General features: G+C 59.0%; 12 protein-coding genes. 4 read left to right on the plus strand and 8 right to left on the minus strand.

All coding sequences use genetic code 11. The features are described 5' to 3' along the window. Window positions 1–19: 19 nt before the first annotated feature. Window positions 20–3085, plus strand: a complete 3066-nt coding sequence (ydiJ, locus tag FKG94_RS04075) for a D-2-hydroxyglutarate dehydrogenase YdiJ (protein ID WP_142902912.1) — start codon at window positions 20–22, stop codon at window positions 3083–3085. Window positions 3086–3562: 477 nt separating this feature from the next. Here ydiJ and FKG94_RS04080 read toward each other — a convergent pair whose 3' ends face one another. Then, complete coding sequence (locus FKG94_RS04080; protein WP_142902913.1) at window positions 3563–8260, minus strand: ATP-binding protein; 4698 nt, start codon at window positions 8258–8260, stop codon at window positions 3563–3565. A 163-nt stretch (window positions 8261–8423) separates the two neighbouring features. On the opposite strand from FKG94_RS04080, the gene FKG94_RS04085 reads away from it, so the two are divergent. Then, on the plus strand, window positions 8424–9383 hold the full coding sequence (locus FKG94_RS04085; RefSeq protein ID WP_246124919.1) for a LysR family transcriptional regulator: 960 nt from the start codon (window positions 8424–8426) through the stop codon (window positions 9381–9383). A 5-nt stretch (window positions 9384–9388) separates the two neighbouring features. Here the strand turns inward: FKG94_RS04085 and FKG94_RS04090 are convergent, their stop codons facing one another. The 6 genes from FKG94_RS04090 to FKG94_RS04115 all read right to left on the minus strand — a co-directional run bounded on the left by FKG94_RS04090 (window position 9389) and on the right by FKG94_RS04115 (window position 17529). Continuing rightward, window positions 9389–9760, minus strand: a complete 372-nt coding sequence (locus FKG94_RS04090) for a hypothetical protein (RefSeq protein WP_142902914.1) — start codon at window positions 9758–9760, stop codon at window positions 9389–9391. A 778-nt stretch (window positions 9761–10538) separates the two neighbouring features. Continuing rightward, entirely contained in the window at window positions 10539–11399 is an 861-nt protein-coding gene (locus FKG94_RS04095) for a DNA ligase (RefSeq protein ID WP_142902915.1), read from the minus strand. 398 nt (window positions 11400–11797) lie between these two features. Then, window positions 11798–13663 carry a protein kinase domain-containing protein gene (locus FKG94_RS04100; protein WP_142902916.1) on the minus strand — a complete coding sequence of 622 codons (1866 nt, stop codon included), beginning with the start codon at window positions 13661–13663 and terminating at the stop codon, window positions 11798–11800. Between the two features lie 329 nt (window positions 13664–13992). Then, window positions 13993–15291, minus strand: a complete 1299-nt coding sequence (locus tag FKG94_RS04105) for a 2-oxo acid dehydrogenase subunit E2 (protein ID WP_142902917.1) — start codon at window positions 15289–15291, stop codon at window positions 13993–13995. A gap of 54 nt (window positions 15292–15345) precedes the next feature. Further along, on the minus strand, window positions 15346–16323 hold the full coding sequence (locus FKG94_RS04110; RefSeq protein ID WP_142902918.1) for an alpha-ketoacid dehydrogenase subunit beta: 978 nt from the start codon (window positions 16321–16323) through the stop codon (window positions 15346–15348). Between the two features lie 3 nt (window positions 16324–16326). Next, window positions 16327–17529 (minus strand): thiamine pyrophosphate-dependent dehydrogenase E1 component subunit alpha, encoded by a 1203-nt coding sequence (locus tag FKG94_RS04115; protein ID WP_142902919.1) that lies wholly within the window; start codon window positions 17527–17529, stop codon window positions 16327–16329. Between the two features lie 360 nt (window positions 17530–17889). Here FKG94_RS04115 and FKG94_RS04120 point away from each other — a divergent pair, with 360 nt between their 5' ends. Then, window positions 17890–18375 (plus strand): Lrp/AsnC family transcriptional regulator, encoded by a 486-nt coding sequence (locus FKG94_RS04120; RefSeq protein WP_142902920.1) that lies wholly within the window; start codon window positions 17890–17892, stop codon window positions 18373–18375. 125 nt (window positions 18376–18500) lie between these two features. Then, window positions 18501–19298: an oxygen-binding di-iron domain-containing protein gene (locus FKG94_RS04125; protein WP_142902921.1), complete on the plus strand. Its 798-nt coding sequence runs from the start codon at window positions 18501–18503 to the stop codon at window positions 19296–19298. 298 nt (window positions 19299–19596) lie between these two features. Here FKG94_RS04125 and FKG94_RS04130 read toward each other — a convergent pair whose 3' ends face one another. Then, on the minus strand, window positions 19597–20637 hold the full coding sequence (locus tag FKG94_RS04130) for a Glu/Leu/Phe/Val dehydrogenase dimerization domain-containing protein (RefSeq protein WP_142902922.1): 1041 nt from the start codon (window positions 20635–20637) through the stop codon (window positions 19597–19599). Window positions 20638–20697: the final 60 nt, after the last annotated feature.

Consider the following 20697-nt stretch of genomic DNA (forward strand, 5'->3'; position numbering starts at 1 on the left):
CCGCCGCTGCCCCTTTACCATGATTCCAAGACTCCGCGAAACCACCGCCGTGCAAGCCCGCTACCTCGATTTTATCGAGGCGCTGAAGGCCGGCGGTTTCGAGGGCGACCTCAACCCCGATTACGCCAATCGCACGGTGTTGGCGACGGATAACTCGATTTACCAGGTGCTGCCCCAGGGCGTGGTCTATCCGCGCCACCACGCCGACCTGCAGCGGCTGGCGGAATTGAGCAACAGCAAACCGTTCGCGGATATCGTGCTGAGCCCCCGCGGCGGCGGTACCGGCACCAACGGCCAGTCACTGACCGATGGCCTGGTGGTCGATCTGTCCAGGCATATGAATCAAATCCTGGAAATCAACGCGCAACAGCGCTGGGTCAGGGTGCAGACCGGGGTGGTCAAGGACCAGTTGAATGCGGCGCTGAAACCGCACGGCCTGTTTTTCGCGCCGGACCTGTCCACCAGCAACCGCGCCACTATCGGCGGCATGATCAACACCGATGCCTCCGGCCAGGGCTCCTGCCGCTACGGCAAAACCCGCGATCATGTGCTGGAGCTGCGCACCGTGCTGCTCGACGGCAGCGAATGGACGTCGCGGCCGCTGACCGGGGAGGAACTGGCGGCGGCCTGCGAACGGCAGGATCGGGCCGGCCTGATTCACCGCCTGGTCGACAATATCCAAAAAGAACACGCCGGGACCATAGCCGCCACCTTTCCACCCCTGAACCGCTGCCTGACCGGCTACGACCTCGCCCATATCCGCGACGAACAGGGCCGTTTTGATCTCAACAGTATTCTCTGCGGCAGCGAGGGCACCCTCGGTTTTATCACCGAGGCCAAGCTCAACGTACTGCCGATTCCCAAGTGCACGGCCCTGGTCAACGTCCTCTACCGCGACTTCGATACCGCCCTGCGCGATGCCACCGACCTGATGACCGCGCAGCCGACATCGATAGAGACAGTCGACTCCAAGGTGCTGGGGCTGGCCAAGCGCGATATCGTCTGGCATTCGGTAGCGGAATTTTTTCCCGCCGACGGCGGTGGTGAGATTGCCGGTGTCAACCTGGTCGAATACACCGCCGACGACGAGCCCACTCTGCAGGCCGAGGTGCAAAAACTGCGCGACCATCTGGACGGGGTACAGGGCCGGGACGGCAAGTCGGTGGGCTATACGGTAGCCTGGGGTCGCGCGGCGGTCGAGCGCATCTGGGGCATGCGCAAAAAATCTGTCGGCCTGCTGGGCAACACCCGGGGCGAGGCGCGGCCGATTCCGTTCGTGGAGGATACGGCGGTGCCGCCGCAGCACCTGGCCGACTTTATTCGGGACTTTCGTCAAATCCTCGACAGCGAGGGCCTGGAGTACGGCATGTTCGGCCATGTCGATGCCGGCGTGTTGCACGTGCGCCCGGCGCTCGATATGAAGGACCCCGAGCAGGAGAAATTTATCCGGCCCATTACCGACCGCGTTGTCGCCCTGGTGCAGCGCTATAACGGCCTGCTCTGGGGCGAGCACGGCAAGGGCGTGCGATCGGAGTATGCACCGGCGTTTTTCGGCGATCTCTATCCGCAACTGCAGCGAATCAAGGCGTGCTTCGATCCCCGCAACCAGCTCAATCCCGGCAAGATCGCCTCGACCGGCGCGCACACGGAACTACTTAAAATCGATGCGGTACCGACCCGCGGACAACAGGACCGGCAGATACCGGCGCAGGTCTGGGACGGTTATGCCGAGGGCGTCCACTGCAACGGTAACGGCCTGTGCCACAACTGGAATTACGACGACCCCATGTGCCCGAGTTGGAAGGGGACCCGCGAGCGCATCCACTCACCCAAGGGGCGGGCCTCACTGATGCGCGAGTGGCTGCGGCAACTGAGCCGCCGCGGCGTCGACCCGGTGGCGGAGCAGCGGCGGCTGGGTACTGTTTCTTTTCGTCAGACGCTGTTGCCGCGCCTGCGCAACAGTTGGCGCAAACTGCGCGGCGAGTACGACTTTTCCCACGAGGTGCACAACGCCATGAGCGGCTGCCTGGCGTGCAAGTCCTGTGCGGGACAGTGTCCGATCAAAGTGGATGTGCCGGAGTTTCGCAGCAAGTTCCTGGCGTTGTACTACAGCCGTTACCTGCGGCCGCTGAAAGATTATTTCATCGGCGGCCTGGAGTTTATACTGCCGAGCCTGGCCAAAGTGCCGCGTCTCTATAACGGGTTGCTGCGACCGCGCTTTATGCAGCAGTTGCTCGGCGCCACCACCGGCATGGTCGACAGCCCGCTGCTGAGTGGCGTGACGCTGGACCAGGCCCTGCCGGATATGGGTATCCGCTACGCGACCCCCGACGCTTTGCAAAGCCTGAGCGAAACGGAAAAACAACGCGCCGTAATTGTGGTACAGGATGCTTTTACCAGTTACTTCGATACCCAAGTGGTTATCGATCTGCTGCAACTATTGCAGAAGCTGGACTTTGTGCCGCTGGTAACGCCGTTCAAACCCAACGGCAAACCCCTGCACGTGCACGGTTTTCTGGCGCGTTTTGCCGACACCGCCCGCGACAATGCCCGGATGCTCAACGCCGTCGCCGCCAGCGGCGTACCGCTGATCGGCGTCGACCCCTCCATGACCCTGACCTACCGGAGCGAGTACCGCAAACTGCTGGGCGAGGAGGCGCCGGCGGTGGAACTGATGCAGGAATGGCTGGCCAGGCAGACACAGCACCTGGAGCAGCATCGCTACCTGTTCCAAAGAGGCGCCTACAAACTGCTCGGGCACTGCACGGAAAAAACCAACGCCGCCCCGGCGATGCAAGCCTGGCAGACGGTGTTCGAGCAACTGGAACTGGAATTGACACAGGTGGAGACAGGCTGCTGTGGTATGGCCGGTACCTACGGTCACGAAGCCGCTAATCTCGCCACCTCAAAAACCATCTACGCGCAGTCCTGGGGCCCGGCAATCGCCGCCGGGGTTGGCGGCGAACGGTTGATGGCAACCGGCTACTCCTGCCGCTGCCAGGTAAAACGTATCGACGGACAGCAGTTACCGCATCCGGTGCAGGCGCTGCTGCAGGCGACCTCCGGCAAGCTGGCTGGCGGCTGACTCGAGTGGCACTCGCTATAAGCACCTACTTTCGGTACATAAAAAATTTGCACTAAGTTATCGATTCCCGCCCAGTCGTGTCGGTATTGATTAAGAATACTGTGGTTAGGTCTGTCTCTGGGTGAGGCTTTCAGAAACTCTCGACAGCAGGGATGCTGTCGGGACCACCAAGAGTAGGCGCCTTAAGCGAAAGTAGGCGCTTTAGGCGAGCCCCCATGGACGGGTTCACGGCGTGTTTCTGAAAGCCCCATCCAGAGATAGACCGGCCATTTAGCACGCCTTCGCCTACGTAAGTGCCGTCAGCAGTTTCCCCCGATAGTGCCAGAGCGACGCAGGGCAATGAATCTGAAACCTCTCTCGTAACAGGAACCGCCCTCACGGCTTTCCCCAGCCTTCACGTCAGCCAGTCGAGAAACGGAATTGGCACTTTTGCAGCCACCGGGTTTACCGACGTGCGGCAAGCGTGGAGGCTATAGATCAGTCCTCCACAATACTCACAATAAACAACAAATCACCACTGGATACCTGTTGGCCGTTGGTATTGTTAACCCGCTCGATCCGATAACGCTTATCAGCGGGATATAACTCCACATCCGCGCGATTGAAGTCGCTGAGGTTGACCTGGCGAAACATTTTCATCGCTTCCATCACCGCCAGGGTCTGGGTGGAGGTGACGATATCGCCGGGCTTGACGAAATCCGGGTCGGCCGGCGACGAGGCGGTATAAAATATGCCGGCACTGTCGGCAAAGACTTTCAATTCGTGACTGTCGTCGACCCGAATCGCCTCCTTGCTCAAGCCCTGACTGGCACTGCTGGCGGCCGCTTCGGTCTCGGCAATCAAGGCGCCGGCATCCAGCGTCGCCATAAAGGCCGGCAGATAGTTGGTATCGTAGTTGCCTTTATTGAAGGTCTCGTCTTTTAAAATGCGTTTGAGCAGTGGAATATTGGTGGCAATGCCCTCTATCACCACCGAATCCAGGTAGCGGTAGAGTTTCTCGATAACATCGTCGCGACTGCTGCCGCGGCAGATAATCTGCGCGATCAGGCTGTCGTAAAACGGCGACACCTCGATATCGGAGGCGGCGATGGAAATCACCTCCACGTCCTCGCGCTCGGGCATCTCGCAATGCGTAATCAACCCCGGGTTGGGCGCCAACTGCATAACACCGTCGCTGTCGAGCACGATTTTTTCCGCCGTGACCCGCACCTCTATGGCGTACCCCTGTTCCCGCGGTTGCAGTTGCTCGATGCTGGCGCCGGCGGCTATTTCAAACTGGGTTTTGACGATATCCACACCCGATGTCGCCTCGGTTACCGGGTGCTCAACCTGCAGGCGGGTATTCATTTCCATAAAGTAGACGGCGTTGGCGTCCAGGTCGTAGATAAACTCCACCGTGCCCGCCCCCGTGTAATCCACCGCATCGGCAATCGCGAGGGTGTAGTCGAAGACTTTTTGCTGCAGCTCTTTTGGCAGCAAGGTCGAGCCCGATTCCTCCACCACTTTTTGATTGTTGCGCTGCACGGAGCAGTCGCGCAGTCCCAACACCCGGCTGTTGCCCAGGCTGTCGCGCAGCAACTGCACTTCGATATGGCGCATCGATGTTACGAACTTCTCGAGGTACAAGTCACCGTTGCCGAATGCCGAGCGCGCCTCGGTGCTGATCTGGGTGTAGTAGTGAAACATCTCCTCGCGCGAGCCCACCACCTGGATGCCCTTGCCACCACCGCCGTGCACCGCTTTGAGCAGCACCGGATAGCCGATCTCCTCGGCGATATCAACCGCCTGGTCGACGCTGGCGAGAATACCGTGACTGCCCGGCACCACCGGCACCCGGCATTCCTGGACGGTCTGGATCGCATTGGATTTGTTGCCCATGGTCATCATGCTGTGCGCACTGGGGCCGATAAAGTTAATCCCGTTATTGACACAGAGGCTGGCAAACTGCGGTGTCTCCGACAAAAAGCCGATGCCCGGATGCAGCGCGCCGACGTTTTCATACTCGGCAATCTTCAACACCGACTGGGCATTCAAATAACTTTCGTCAGACGAGTTGCCGCCCAGGCATACCAGCTTGTCACTGGACCGCAACATCAACGCCGGCACCGCTTTCATATCCGGGTCCGATGCCACCAGCACGACATTGATACCGCTTTCATGCGCCTTGCGGATAAGTTTGACCGCGGTACAACCGCGGGCGTGGACCAGGACCTTTTGTATCGGCCGCATCAGCGACTTGGGATCGGTGTGCCGGGTAGTGGTCTCCGCCGGATAGCTCGGCACGACACTGGACAGCGCCTGGGCGATGACCTGCTGCACCGTGGTATCCGGCAGGGGGATGCGGGCGTCGATATCGCGCAGTTTGACGTCCAGTTCCGGCGCAAACGGATGCTTGACCAGGCCGTCCATGGAGCCGGCCACTACCGACAGGTAATTGGATAACGTGGACGTCGAAGGCAGGTAGGACGGCACCACCATCTGACCGGCAAACGGCATATTGGTGCCGGAAAAATAGTAGGTCTGCACCAGCGGATGGGTGACAAAACTGGCCTGGGCACCGCCGGTGCAATCGCCGAAACCGAAGACCACCACCGGCAGTTCGTTATCGCGCACAAAACGGGTCAGGCGGTCATTGACCACCGCCATGGAAAACAGTGCGGCCGCCCCCTCTTTGGTCTGCATGCCGCCGGAGCTGATAAAGCAGACCACCGGCAGGCGCTGCTTGGCGGCCTCCACCAGTAAGCGGCAAAACTTTTCCGCACTGGCCATATCGAAGGCACCGGCCTGAAAATTCATATTCGACACCGCCAGGGCCACACGCCTGACGCCGGCGTTTTCCGCCGGGTTTTCAACACCGGCGTCACTGAGATCGATGGCACCGATGCCGGTCACCAGCCCGCAGGCACGGATTCCCTGTTCGAGCGCCTGCTCGATGGACTGGCGAAAGCCCGGAAATTCCACCGGGTTGGCGCTGGTCTTATCGGCATCCAACTCGTTAAACTCAGTGCACAGTGCGGCGATCATGGCATCGGGGCCGGTGCGGTTACTCTTCTTTTCACCGGCCAGCAGTCGCTGAATCAACAGGTCGCGGTAACCCATGGTCAGGCGATTCCAGAAGTCTTTGCGCCGGCCGATGCGAAACGGGTTGATCGCACCTTTGAAACTGCCGGAATCCTCGCTCTCGAAATAGGCCGGCAGCAGGCGCTCGAAATAGTAAGTCAGTATGACAAACAAACTGTCATTCATCTGTGGAAAGCCGATGCTCTTCCACTGTTCAACCTTGACCAGCAGCACGCCCCGATGTCCCTGGGCGAGAAAATAGCGCAACCAGGGCTCAAAACCGGCATCGGTTTGCTCGCCCTGTTGGTCCTGTTCACTTTGCCGGTCCCGTTCCCCCTGCGGGTCCTGCTCACCCTGTAGATCCGTGGCCGGCAGCCCGCCGGCCTTACCGTCGCCAAACTTCTTCATCACCGACCCGAGGGAGCTGTCGAGCAGCGCGGCGACCGATTCCCGCGACAGGGCTTTGTGATCCATCGCCTCTTTGGCGATGGAGGCCAGGTTGGCGATAACATTGTCGTAGAGCGCATCGAAGATAAGGACATTGCGACACTGGGTAATAAACGGCTCGCGCAGCTCTTGATGCTGCACCACATCGATCACCGTCACTTGACTGGTGGCGGGCCAGGTCGTGGTGACCGGACACTTTTTTTCGTCTTTCAACAGCCGGATCAAGGCGTCAAAATTATGCACGGCGGTGTTCTTCCAGCGGTTGTAGAGTGAAAAACTCAACTCGAACAGCAGCGAATGGACCGCCTTATCGTAGTTCTCTTTGGGCTCGCCCAGAATAAAGCGGGTCAGCGAATTGCGCTCCGTGTCAACCTCCTCGCGCTTGGCCAGAAAGTGCTTCCAGGCTTTTGCCAGGCGTTCCTCGTAAACCAGTTTGTCGGGATTGTCGAGCCAGTTGTCAAACGCTTTGGACTGCTCGTGCCGCAGCCGCTCCTGCAAGTCTCCCTGCGGTTGTGTCAGTTTGGAGAGCCGCCCGATTTCCCCGACCGCCACCGAGTGAATCCGACCGCGCAACGTCAGATACCGCATGTAGCGGTAACACAAACCGAAGATATTCGGGTGCGCGGTGGGTGTGCTGGACAAGTTCATGGCCGAGTGGTTCTGCAGCGCCCGCTGGTAGTCGGTGGGCTCGATATAGCGGGCCAGGCTGCGCTGGTAGTGTTCCATCAAATCCGGCGTCTGTTTGACAAAATCGACCGCGGCCCTCTCCACCGCCTCGATACTCGACACTATGGCTTTTTGCAGGTTGAGTTGGCTGCCTTCACTGTCCATGGGCGAATAGTCGATAATACCGTCCAGGCAACCCTGGGCACACAATTCTTCGGGGGAGACGCCAACCCCCTTGGCGCACTCCTGCCACGACAGGTTGAACTTGCGGGCAATGCTCTGCAGGCCGTGGGGTTGAATGGTATTGAAAATACCGTCCCTTACTGAAAGCAGTATATTGGCGGTGGCGAGCGGTATTGCCCCGCCCGAATAGCCCACCCCGATAACAATCCCCACCGTCGGCACATCGACGTTGGCACTTTCGGCAATCATTTTGGAAATACTGTGGGCCTGGTTGGTGCTGTTGGCCTCTTCCCCGGCGTCGGCGCCGGGGGTATCGATCAGGTAGACGATCGGCAACGACAACTCGGTAAACCGGTCCAGGGCCAGACAAGCCAGCTCGTGATGCTCCGGCATCCAGGTGCCGTTGGCGGCACTGCGCTCCTGGGCGATGATGCCGATCCGGCGCGGCCCCGCGGGAAACGCCAGTTCGAGTTCAGCGCTGAAAAAAGGTCCTTTTTCTTCACTGTTAAGTATGCGCCCATTCAGCGTCGCCACTATGGCTTTGGCACCCGGTCGCCGGGTGTGCTGGGCGGGCAGTACAGTCTGTTCAATATACGCGTCTACGTCCAGTTTTCGAATGGTTTTGAGCCGTGCCGCAATGGCACTATCGTCCATCAGGCCCTGTAGCTGTTCGGCGACGGAGAGGACCTTTTGTGTAGAAAACCTTTTTCCCGAATGCTTTTCACCGGAAAACACCGAAAAATCCGCCGCCAGTTGCTCGGCCTGTAAAAACAGTGGATCGACGTCGGCGGTGCTTCCCAAATTCGGTTTTGCTGTCATAATTCACTCACCCGGGGGTTGGTTTATTGTCATCGGTTTGTTCTGGTTGGATTTCTTCCAGGGTGGGACATTATCGCGATTCCCCGCAACAAGGGTACCCTCGCGGCTCGAACGCTCCGTTTCATTTGTGCAACGCTCAGCGCAACCGAGCAAATGACCGGATATGATGGAGGTACAGACACCAGTGATAGACCTGAACGCGATGATCATGTTCGCCAAGGTGGTGGAGGCACAGAGCTACACCCAGGCGGCGCGGGAGCTGGGGATCCCCAAATCCACGATCAGCCGCAAAATCTCCCAGATAGAGGAACAGCTGGGTGTGCGTTTGTTGCAGCGCAACTCACGCAGCCTCAGCTTGACGGAACTTGGTTCCCGGGTTTACGAGAACTGCGTCACCATTCTGCACGAAATGGAATCGGTTCAGGCAACGATTGAAAATTCGCGGCAACAGGTATCCGGCGCGTTAAAAGTCGCCGTGCCCATCTCGCTCAACCAGGACGTTATCGCCACTCTGTGCGCCGGTTTTTTGAAAAAACATCCCAAGGTCGATCTGGATATTCAGTTCAGTGACGGCAATGTCGATTTGATTCGCAGCGGCTACGATATCGCGGTGATGTTCGGCCCCCTGACCAGTTCCGATCTGGTGGCGCGGCTGCTGTTCGAGCGGGCTATGATCCTGGTGGCGAGCCCGGCCTACCTGCGCACCCGGGGCCGCCCCCATGCGCCGCAGGAACTGAGTCAACACCAGGGCATTCTGCTGGGCAGTCACAGCAGCGCCCCCATCTGGCCGCTCGGGACGGGCAATCAGAAGAGCCTGGTCAGTTTCCGGGCCAAGGTTTGCGCCAACTCCTCCACCACGGTCAAGCAGATGGCGGTAGCGGGGCTGGGTATCGCGATGATGACCGAGGCCCAGTGTCGCCGGGAACTGCAAAACGGCACCCTGGTGCAGGTCTTAAAGGAGTGCCCGATTGAACCGCTGAAAGCCTACGGACTCTACTCCAGCCGCTATCAACTGGCACCCAAGATAACCGTGTTCCTGGACTATTTCGCCCGCCATATCGACAACCACGAGTCCCAACAGCCGGTGCAGTTGACCCCGGTGCGGGCGGTCCCGCGACCTTAGAGGGACTAAAACGTCAGTACCCCGGAGGCCTCGCCGATACCCGCTTCGGTAACCTGCACCCGCACCGGCTCGCTGATCACCGACATATAAACCGGAAAGCCCACCACGTAGGAGGTGCGGTAGTAATAGGTGCCGGGGGGTTTTGAGAATTCCATAAACGCCGGCGCATTGGCAAAGCTGCTGATCACCTGCCAGTTGATCCCGTCGGTGCTCTCCTGCAGATAGTACAGATTCCAGCTCACGGTGTAATTGCCGTTGCTGATGGCGGGCGCCGAGGGCGGCGGCCCCTCGATCTGTGCAGTTGCGGCCGCAGCCAGCAGCAAGGCGGCAACGATGATGACAATTCGGGATAAGATGGATCGATTTACCAGGCCCATGACACTCTCCTGCCCAATGATATTGTTAAACACTTGTTTGGTCCCGACGACAATGGCGACTGCAGTTTAACCCGGCCGCTGCCCGGCAGCGATGGCCGAAACGCCAAGAGCGGCATTGGTTCACAAACCGACTGACGGCACAGAACACCGCTATTATGACGCGCAAGTTTGCCTTAGGCCATACTTTTAACCCCTAGCTGAGGCTAATATTTGCCGCGGTGACGACATCCACTGCGAATGAATGGTGCGCCTGGGGATTTTCCGGGGCTCTGGCGGCTGTAACTGCCGGTGACGATTGGCACTAGGCTCAGGCGGCTACTTTCTCCTCGGGGTACCTCCTTCTGGTGGTGGTACTTAGTAGGGGCAGTGCCAATCGATTCGGTCTTAACCCGGTGTAGGGGTTCGAGACACGTTGCAAGTACATCCCTGTAAACTCGCCTAAAGCGCCTACTTTTGGTCCCGACAGCATCCCTGCTGTCGAGAGTCTCGAACCCCTACACCGGGTTAGGACCTACCACCGCAGTACTGTCTATATTGATTAAGAATACCGAAGGGAGGTCTGCCTCTAGGCGGAGCTTTCAGAAACTCTCGACAGCAGGGATGCTGTCGGGAAGTCCCCAGGGATGGGTTCACGACGTGTTTCTGAAAGCTCCGCCTAGAGGCAGACCGGTTTATCGGCACGCTCTCGCTTAAGCACCACCACCAGAAGGAGGTACCCCGAGGAGAAAGTAGCCGCCTGAGGCAAGTGCTATTACTTTTCATGACCGATTAACGCTTTCTAGTCCCGCCTGACACGCAGAAAGCTCGCAAACCGAGGCACTCCGTTTTTGCTGGTGCCGTAGAATTTGTAGGTAATCACACTGCCCACCGGCGGCGGCCGGCGGCGCTCGGCATCGGAAAACCCGCTGCCCACGGCAAACCGCACACCCGCCGGCGTCTCCACCACCAGGGCTCCCAGCATACCGGCATATTTACCGCGGCCGGGCGTATGGGCAATAACTGTCGCCTCGGCGTCGGTGTGGCGTTTCAGCTTCAACAGATCATCCGAGCGACCGCCAGCATACAGGGAGTCACCCCGATGCAACATCAACCCTTCCCCGCCGCCGTCCACAACCCGCTCAAGCAGGATCATAAGCTCAGCGTGATCGGCAACCCGGCGCTGCGCCACGGCGTCGATATAAGGTGACTCCAAACCCTCGAGCAGTCGCTTCAAGCGCAGCAGGCGCCGGTCGAAAGTGCCGGCGGCCGCGGGCAGGTCGAAGACCATATACCGGATTCGGCGCCACTGGCGGTCATCGGGAATCTGGCGCCGCACGGCGCCGGACAGCTCCGCAAAGGTGTCGCGCCCCATCCACAACTCACCGTCCAGCGGCGTGGCCGGGAACCCATCGGTAAACCAGGCCGGCGCCGCAAAGACGTTGCCCCGCCTGGACAGCAGTTGGCGACCATCCCAGTAGGCCCGCACGCCGTCGAGTTTTTCGCTGACCCAGTAATCCTCGAGCGCGATGCCGCGTTCATAAACATTGGCGAGCAGCAACCCGGGGGCAGGCGTTTTGGCCTGGCTTGTGGCCAGGTAGAGAAAAGAACCGATAAGGGAGAGAAAAACGACGGACAGCAGGGAAACAATAAAACGCGGCATGATTTATCCTCCTTGATAAAACCGAGCCGGCAAAGTCTATTAAATCGAAGAGGTTGTTTCAAGAACCGGCGATGCGACTCTGGCTGATCAAGCAGTACAATGGCCAATATGAAGATCGGGGTTGGGTCGGGCTTTCCCAGACCGTGTGCGGCAGGGATGCTGCGCTCGAGCCCCCAGGGGTGGAGCGGGAAACAGCGAAGCACTGCTTCGCCCCGTGGAACGCCCGAAATCTATGATTTCGGGCTGGGCCCGCTGGCGGGGGTTGAGGGGGGGCGCCTAGTCCGGGTCTGGGAAAGCCCGACCCAACCTCGAGCGCCCCGCTCTCAAACAGAATAGTGCTCTAAAACAAACCATTGTGGGAATTAGAGAGCCTTACACTCCGGCCACCCGCCGCACCCTCAACCGGTATTGGCACCTGGAGGCGTTCGCTTCACTTCGCGATGACCGGCCCGCTTGGGGTCGCGCAATGAAAACCTATCCGGCTGTCTATCCATATGGGGGAAAAACTTGGTGTCTTTGTAGGGCAGCTTCATAAAGCCCGATACCCCAAGGCCGCGAATCAGGTGCAGGTTTTCGAGTATGGCGTCGAGACAGCCCTGAAATTCGTCCCGGCGCGCCGGGTCCAGCAGTTTCAGGTAGTTGTGTATCTTCAGGTCGTACTCCAGGCTCTCGAAAATAATACAGCCGGTGTGGTGAATGGCGTTCATGGTGGCCAGGGTATCGCGGATGACGTTCGGCAGTTCCAGCATTTCGTCGGGATCGTCACCGTCTTCAAAATACGAGTGCAGGCGGCTCTCGTCCTCGAGCACCGGTGCTTCGCTGATCTCAAACGGAATCCGCATCTCAGCGGTCACCGCAAACGCTTGGTCCTGGTGGGCGCGCTCCACATGCAGCGTCTTGCGGGCATCGAACATACAGCTTTTGAATACCCCGGTTTTGCAAATCGCCTGGCCCAGGTAAACCATGTTGTTGACCGCGCTCACGAAGGCCGGCAACAAACTCTTGTCGTATAGATTCAAACTGGAATCGATATAAATACCGCCGTGATCCCAGTGAATCGCCAGGCCGCCAACCACCGGATAATCCCCCAGGCGACTGACCGCCGTGATGAACGCTTTTTCGGTATCGCCCATGCCGCTGAGATAGTTTTTGTAGTAGCGGTCCAACTCGGTGGCATCGATATCGGCAAAGACTTTTTCGTCCATCTCGCGGCGTAAGAACGATTTGCGCGAGCTGTAAACCACGGTATCCAACGCCTGGTATTCGGCACTGAGCCAGACCGGAATCAGCGGCACGGCGTCGTTGCGTTCCTCAGACCCGGTAACGATATGGCGCATATAGCGCATATTTTTGAGGAAGTAATCACCGGCCTCCTCGCGCCGTTTTTTGTCTTCCGCCAGCATGCCGGACAACGTCTTGGCAAACTCCACCGGCAGTCTCAGGGAATTGGCGGTGATAACCTTGCTGCCAAAGCGACTCGATTGTGCAGAGGCCAGCGCATAGAGCGTGCCCGCCACCCCCTGCTCGTCGAAACGCGGCGTCGACAAACCGCCCTGCAACTGGTCGGCACCGATAAAATAGATATCCCCCAATTTGGCATTGGTCTGGTAAAGGTCGTTCGACAGCGTGTTGAGACCGGCGGCGGCGTAGTGCTGGCCCCGCTCATCTATCTGTGCAAACACCGCCGCGCCCCAGTCGATCAGGCCGATGCGTTCGGTCTGCGGATTGAATACGATATTGGAGGGTTTGATATCACCGTGCACTACCGGCGCGCGCCCGGCAGCCCGCGCAGCGGCCCGCACCTGCAACAGAATATCGGCCAGCTGCGCGGCGATCTTCAACAACAGCCGCGCCGGCAGGCGGCCCCGCTCGCGGGACAGTTGTTCCAGGTTGATCCCGCTGACCCGCTCCATCATCAGGATCGATTGACCCCGCACACACTGGAATTCAATAAAAGCCGGAATGTTGGAATGCGGCACCTGGGACAGCATATAACCCTCTTCCTCCAGGCGTTCCTGAACATGCCTGGGCAGGGTTATGCGGGAAAACTTGAACACATACTCGCAGCCGTTGGCGGCATTGGCGGCAAATACAAAGGCGTAGGCGCCCTTGCCGATCAGCTCGATATCGCTGTAGCCGAGCCGCGCCAGTTGCGCCTCGCAGAGATCGAGCCAGTCCTTGAGTTTCTGCGCATCGCGGTGGCTCAGCAGATAGATGGACTGCTCTTCATTGATGTAGAAATGGTGAAGATGCCGACTTTCCATACTAGACCTCAGTGGCACTCGCTTCAGGGGTCTGCTTTCGTTTAAAGCGCCCCTACTCTCGCTTTAGGCGCCTACTTTAAGGCGCCTGGATAGTTTAGCGTTCTAAACTTTTTATGTGCCACTCCACGACCCGGCGGGGGTGCGCGGTCCCGATCGGGCGCAAGCTTGCCTGTCGCCCCGGCGGCTGCGGAACTCAACAGCAGTGTTGAGGGACGCCTGCAACTTAGCAACCAACTAAAATTTGCTGCGTTGTGCCACCCCGACGATGCACACTTAAGTAGCAAAGTTGCAGGCGTCCCCCGAGGGCGGACGCAAACCGGCCCTTGTCTTCAGCTCATGGCAACCAGCATCGATGCCGGCTGTTCCAGATACTCCTTCCACTGGTTGCAAAAACGCGCAATAGTACCGCCATCGATAACCCGGTGATCGCCGGACCAGCTAACAGTCATAATCTTGCGGGCCACCACTTGCCCGGCGGCATCGAAACGCGGCAACTCCTGCACCTTACCGAGGGCAACAATAGCCACCTCCGGTTTCGTGATCAGCGGGGTGGCCGCAGTGCCGCCAATCGCCCCCACATTGGAGATGGTAATGGTGCCGCCCTTTAAGTCTTCCGGGCTGACCCTACCGGCCCTGGCCACTTCGGTCAACCGCGTGACTTCGGCAGCTATCTCCAATATTGACAGGTTTTGTACATTTTTTACGTTGGGTACCAACAGGCCAACTTTAGCATCTACCGCCATTCCAATATTGTGGCTGGCCTTGTAATACAGTTCGGTAAACGCTTCATTGACCTGGCTGTTGATGATCGGGTATTCCTTCAGCGCCAGGGACAGCGCTTTCATAAACAGCGGCATCATCGTCAGTTTGATGCCCTCGGCGGCGTATTTTTCTTTCAATTGTAACCGCAGCGCCACCAACTCTGTGATATCCACTTCATCGACATAGGTGAAATGGGGAATCGTCGATACCGACTCCACCATGCGTTTCGCCATCACCGCCTTGATGCGCTGAATCGGCTCCACCCGGTCCCGTGCCTGATCCGTCACCGGGGTTGCCACCTCCGGCTCGAGCGGCGCCGTGCCGGCACCGGCGGCTGCCGGGGTGCCGGCGCCAGCGATATAGTTCAACACATCTTCTTTTAGAATCCGGCCGTTTTTGCCGGTGCCGGGTACCAGACTCAGGGTAATGGCGTTTTCCCGGGCGATACGCCGCACGGCGGGTGTGGTCAGGACCTTGTCCCCACCGGCAGCCGACTGCTGGTGCGCCGCCGCGGGCTTGTCGATCGCCGTCGCCGGCTGCGCGACCGCGGCCGCCTGCGGCGCCTCGGCAACAGCAGCAGCACCCTCGCCGCCGCTTCCGTTGCCGCCTTTGTCGCCGTTGCCACCCTCGTCGATATCGATGGCAAACAGCGGCGAATGCACCTTGGCGATATCGCCCTGCTCGTAATAGAGCTTGACCACCCGACCGTTGTGCATGGAGGGAATTTCAACCACCGCCTTATCGGTGCTGACATCGGCTACCGGTTGATCCTCTTCAATCAGGTCGCCCTCTTTCACCCGCCACTCGATAATTTCACATTCGACGATGCCCTCGCCGATATCGGGTAAGATAAAGTCTTTACTCATTATGTCCTCTCCTCACTGCGCCAACGGTTGCAGCAACCATCACCACCGCCTCGTTCAGTAGGAAACCGTCGCCTTGATGGCTTCATAGACTTTCAGCTGATCGGGCAGATATTCTTTTTCGTGTACCAGCGGAAACGGGGTGTCGAGACCGGTGACCCGGCAGATGGGCGCCTCCAGCGACAAAAAGCAGCGCTCTTGAATCGCCGCACATATCTCACCGGCGAAGCCGCCGGTGCGCGGCGCCTCATGGCTGACAATCAGACGCCCGGTTTTGCTGACCGAGGCGGCCAGGGTTTCTTCGTCCCAGGGCAGCAGGGTGCGCAAATCGATCAGCTCGCAGGAGATACCGTCGGCCTCGGCCAGTTCCGCCGCCTGGCGCAGGTAGTCCATCTGGGCGCCCCAGGCGACCAGGGTGATATCGTCTCCCTCGCGCACAACTTCGGCACGCCCCAGGGGCAATTCGTAATCGTCCTCCGGCACCTCGCCCTGCGCTGCCCGGTACAGGCGCTTGGGTTCGAAGAACAGAATCGGGTTGGGGTCCCTGATGGCCGCCAGCAGTAACCCCTTGGCCTGGTAGGGCGTGCTGGGCACCACCACTTTGAGACCGGGGGTGTGGCAGAAGTAGGACTCCGGCGACTGGGAATGGTAGAGCCCGCCGGCAATACCGCCGCCGTAGGGAGTGCGGATGGTCAACCCCGCCACATTGAATTCGTTGCCCGAGCGATAGCGAAACTTTGCCGCCTCGTTGACGAGTTGATCGAAGGCCGGAAAGATATAATCGGCGAACTGAATTTCCGCCACCGGCACTGAACCCTGGGCGGCCAGGCCAATGGCAAAACCCGCAATGCCCTGTTCGGTCAGCGGTGTATTGAAACAGCGTTCGCGGCCGTACTTTTCCTGCAGGTGGCTGGTGGCCCGGAAGACGCCGCCGAACTTGCCCACATCCTCGCCCAGGCAGATCACCCGCCGGTTGTCGGCCATGGCGATATCCAGCGCGTTGTTGACAGCCTGTAACAAATTCATCGTCGCCATCGTCTACGCCCCCCGACTGGCCGGATAGTGATCCGGGTACTTGCGCAGGTGTTCACCGAGACTGTCGTACTGGGCCTGCAAATGGGCCGGCACCTGATCGTAGACGTCGGTAATCAGCTCTTCAAGGGCCGGCGGCGACAGTTTTTCCTGGCGCTTCAAGGTGTCCAGGACTTCTTTGCGGTAGGCCTCGAGGCTGCGGGTGTCTTCTTCCTCAGACCACCACTGCTGCTTGATCAGCCAGTTTTTCATGCGCTCGATCGGGTCCTGCTCGCGCCACTTGTCCTCCTCTTCCCGACTGCGGTAGCCGCTGGGATCGTCGGAGGTGGAATGGGCCCCGAGCCGGTAGCTCATGGTTTCGATCAACACCGGCTCGTTGGTTTCTATGACAATTTTTCTCGCTTCCACCGTCGCCGCGTAGACCGCCAGCAGGTCGTTGCCGTCGACCCGGATACTCTGCATGCCGTAACCCACCCCCCGCGAGGCGATACCGTCGCCGGCGAACTGTTCCTCGGTGGGCGTGGAAATCGCATAGCCGTTATTGCGGCATACGAAGATCACCGGCGCCTTTAACACCGCGGCCATATTCAGGCCGGCGTGAAAGTCGCCCTCCGATGCCGCGCCTTCGCCAAAGTAGCAGAGGGTGCAGGCCTGTTCACCGTCGAGTTTTTGCCCGTAGGCATAGCCGGCCGCCTGGGGGATTTGGGTCGCCAGCGGTGAGCTGATGGTCATGTAGTTGAGTGCGCGGGTGCCGTAGTGAATGGGCATCTGCCGGCCCTTGCCCAGATCTTTTTCGTTGCTAAGCATCTGGTTCATAAACTGCTCGGTGGTAAAGCCGCGAAAGCGCAGGGCACCCTGCTCCCGGTACTGCCCCATAATCATATCCGCCGGCTCGCAGGCCGCGGCGGCGCCGATAACTGCCGCCTCTTCGCCGGTGCAGGTGAGGTAAAAGCTCAGTCGCCCCTGGCGCTGGGCGGCCACCATGCGTTCATCGAGCACGCGAATATAGATCATGGTCTGGTAAATTTTGCGGGCCAACGCCTGCTCGAGCGCCGGTGGCGCCGCCCCCGCGTGCAGGGTGCCGTCGGCTTTGAGAATCTCCAGTGTCGGTATCGGTAGCTGCTTCGCGGCGATAAACCCGGGTTTGTGTACTTTGTTGTTATTCAGGTCGTTACTGATGTTGTTATTGATAGCGTTATTCGCGTTCATCACGTCGCCTCTGCGCCAGCTCCGGCCCTTGTCACGGCCCTGTTTGGATTCGTCTGCGGTTACGGAAAATTAGCATAAGCGGCACCAAGAAATCCTACCAAACTGGCAGCGCCCAAACAGCCAAAACGAGCATTTATTGCTCTATGATAGAATTTATTAGCGATTTATTGTGTGTTTTCGAAAAAAGGACGAAATTACACCAATTTGTGACGGTTACTTGGCACTACACTTTACAAGCGCAGACGAATTCGCCAATCTTGCGGCACAGGCGCCACCACAGACGGCTACCCCACGACAACTACACCACAACAACTACGCCACGGCCACCTGGCCACAGCGACCGGACCCCGGATAAGCCCTATGACAGAATTCAAGCTGGATGCCATCGACCGCAAAATCCTGGAGATTCTGCAGGCCGATGCCGGCACTCCCAATATCGAGCTGGCCGAGCGGGTGGCGCTGTCGCCTTCACCCTGCTCGCGGCGGGTGAAAAACCTGGAGGACCAGGGCTATATCAGTCGCCGGGTCACGCTGCTGGACCCCGGCAAAGTGGGACTGCCGGTCAGTGTCTTTATCCAGGTGACTCTCAACCACCAGATCAAGAAGCAGCTCGAGGGCTTTGAGCGCGAGATCGCCAAGTGGCCGGAGGTCATGGAGTGTTACCTGATGGCGGGAGACGTGGATTACCTGATTCGCCTGGTGGTGCCGGACCTGCACGCCTACCAGGAGTTCCTCGACCAGAAGCTGACCCAGCTGGAAGGCATTGACCATATCAAAAGCAGCTTTTCCCTAAAGCAGGTCAGGTACAAAACGGAGTTTCCACTGGACCATCTGGCACCGGACTAACGGCTTATTAAATTACCCGCCAGTCCAGCACAGCCACTGTGGATCGACCTTGACGCACATCAACCTGCCGCCGCCGTTTTTCTTTTAAACTGTACGCCTTTAAAGATAAAAACGGTATAACGACAATGGCAATCGGCGGCAGCTCGGCCCACGAGCTCTACAATAAAAATGGTCATGAATGTCTGGTGTTTACCAGCCTGGTGGAGGGACACGGCATACAGTCCAATCAGTTCCTGCTAATCGATGGCGACCACGCCGCGGTTATCGATCCCGGCGGCGACCTGACCTACACGGCACTGTCAATCGAACTCAGCAAACACATCGATATCAGCAGCCTCGACTATGTGTTTGCGAGTCACCAGGACCCGGACATTATCGCCTCGCTGCCGCGCTGGCTGATGCACACCCGCTGCCATGTGGTTACCTCGCGACTGTGGGGGCGCTTCCTGCCCCACCTGGCCTCCAGTTTCGTCACCAACAAATTTTCCAGCGATATGGAAGAGCGCATTATCGAGGTGCCCGATGAGGGGATGTCCATCGCTTTCGGCACCTCCACCATCAGGGCGGTGCCGGCGCACTTTCTGCACTCGGTGGGCAATTTCCATTTCTACGACCCGGTCAGCAAGATTCTGTTTTGCGGCGATATGGGGGCGTCGATGGTAGACGACCACGCCGACGAGCCGGTGACCGATTTCGCCGCCCATATTCCCTATATGGAGGGCTTTCACAAGCGCTATATGGGCAGCAACAGGGCCTGCCGTCTGTGGGCCAATATGGTCAGTAAAATGGACGTGGAAATGCTGGTGCCGCAACACGGAAAACCGTTTGTGGGCAAGCCGATGGTAGCAGAATTTTTAAAATGGATAGCCAGCCTGCAGTGCGGTATAGATTTGCTGTCGGAGAAGGACTTCAGCTTCCGCTAGCCTGGAGATTGCCGCGGTATCGGGCCGCCCGGGTGGCGCGAAGGTAACGGGTCTAAAATGCCATTCAATCCACACTACAAACAACAAACACCAATTTTGGCGCGCACTAATTCAATCCCCGAGCCAGCTCGGGGATTGCCGGGATGTCGGACTAACCCATTGCCTGTCATTGCGCGTTGAATTCGCACTTGTCGGTGCGGTGGGACGGGCGGACCAAAGTGGCCGCCGGCATAACCACAGCTAAAGCGGCGCGGGACCGCATGCCGGTGCAGTAACCGCGTTGACCGGCGGTCCCGGTTTAACGCAACCGGAACCGCTCCTCCGCCATCCGATCTGCCACGACACTGGTCGGTAATTGGTCCCGTTCGCTGCGCTGAAAAATTTCCAACAAGGTCTGTTCGATGGTTTCCACATGCGCCTTTAGCTGCTCTGCGGAACCGCCGTGGCGCTGGTAGTAGGCGTCCATAATGCCGCCGGCGTTGATCACATAGTCGGGCGCATAGAGTATTTCTTTTTGCCGCAGCATATCGCCATGTGCCTCACTGGCGAGCTGGTTATTGGCCGCCCCGGCAACGATCGGCGCCCGCAGCCGTTCGATGGTGGTATCGTTGATTACCGCCCCCAGGGCGCAGGGCGCAAACACATCGACGTCGAGGTCCCACAGCCCCTCCTCGCTCACCGCCGTGGCACCCAGCTCGGTGACGGCTCTGTCGACATTTTGCGCAAAGATATCCGTTACATAAAGTTCGGCGCCGGCGTCGCGGAGGTGTTGCGCCAACCGGAAACCGACATTGCCGACCCCCTGCACCGCCACCTTGAGACCACTCAGGTCACTTTTGCCGAAGCGGTGTTCGACCGCCGCCTGTAAACCGACAAACACGCCGTAAGCGGTGGTCGGCGACGGGTCGCCGCCGTGCTCGCTGCCCTGTACCAGTCCGGAGATATGCGCGGTGCGTTCGGCTATCTTGGCGATATCGGCCACCTTGGTGCCGGAGTCCTCTGCCGTGATGTAGCGCCCGCCCAGGCTCTCGATAAAATCGCCCATGGCGTGCAGGAGGGCATCGGTTTTCCCGCTGCGCGGATCGCCGATAATCACCGCTTTGCCACCGCCGAGCTTGAGGTTGGCGATGGCGGATTTATAGGTCATACCCCGCGACAGGCGCAGCACATCGCGCAGCGCTTCCTCGTCACTGGCATAAGGCCACATGCGACAGCCGCCCAGCGCCGGCCCAAGCTGGGTATTGTGGATGGCTATAATGGCTTTCAAACCGCTGCTGCGGTCGTAGTGAAAGGCTACATGCTGGTGGTCGCGGTACTCGGGATGGGAGAAGACTGACATCGCCTGGCCTCTGTCTTGTTATCGTAAGACCGATATTCTACTGCCGCTATCCCCATTAAA

Origin of the sequence: Exilibacterium tricleocarpae (genome assembly GCF_007004655.1) — a bacterium.
GTDB classification, from domain to species: Bacteria; Pseudomonadota; Gammaproteobacteria; order Pseudomonadales; family Cellvibrionaceae; genus Exilibacterium; species Exilibacterium tricleocarpae.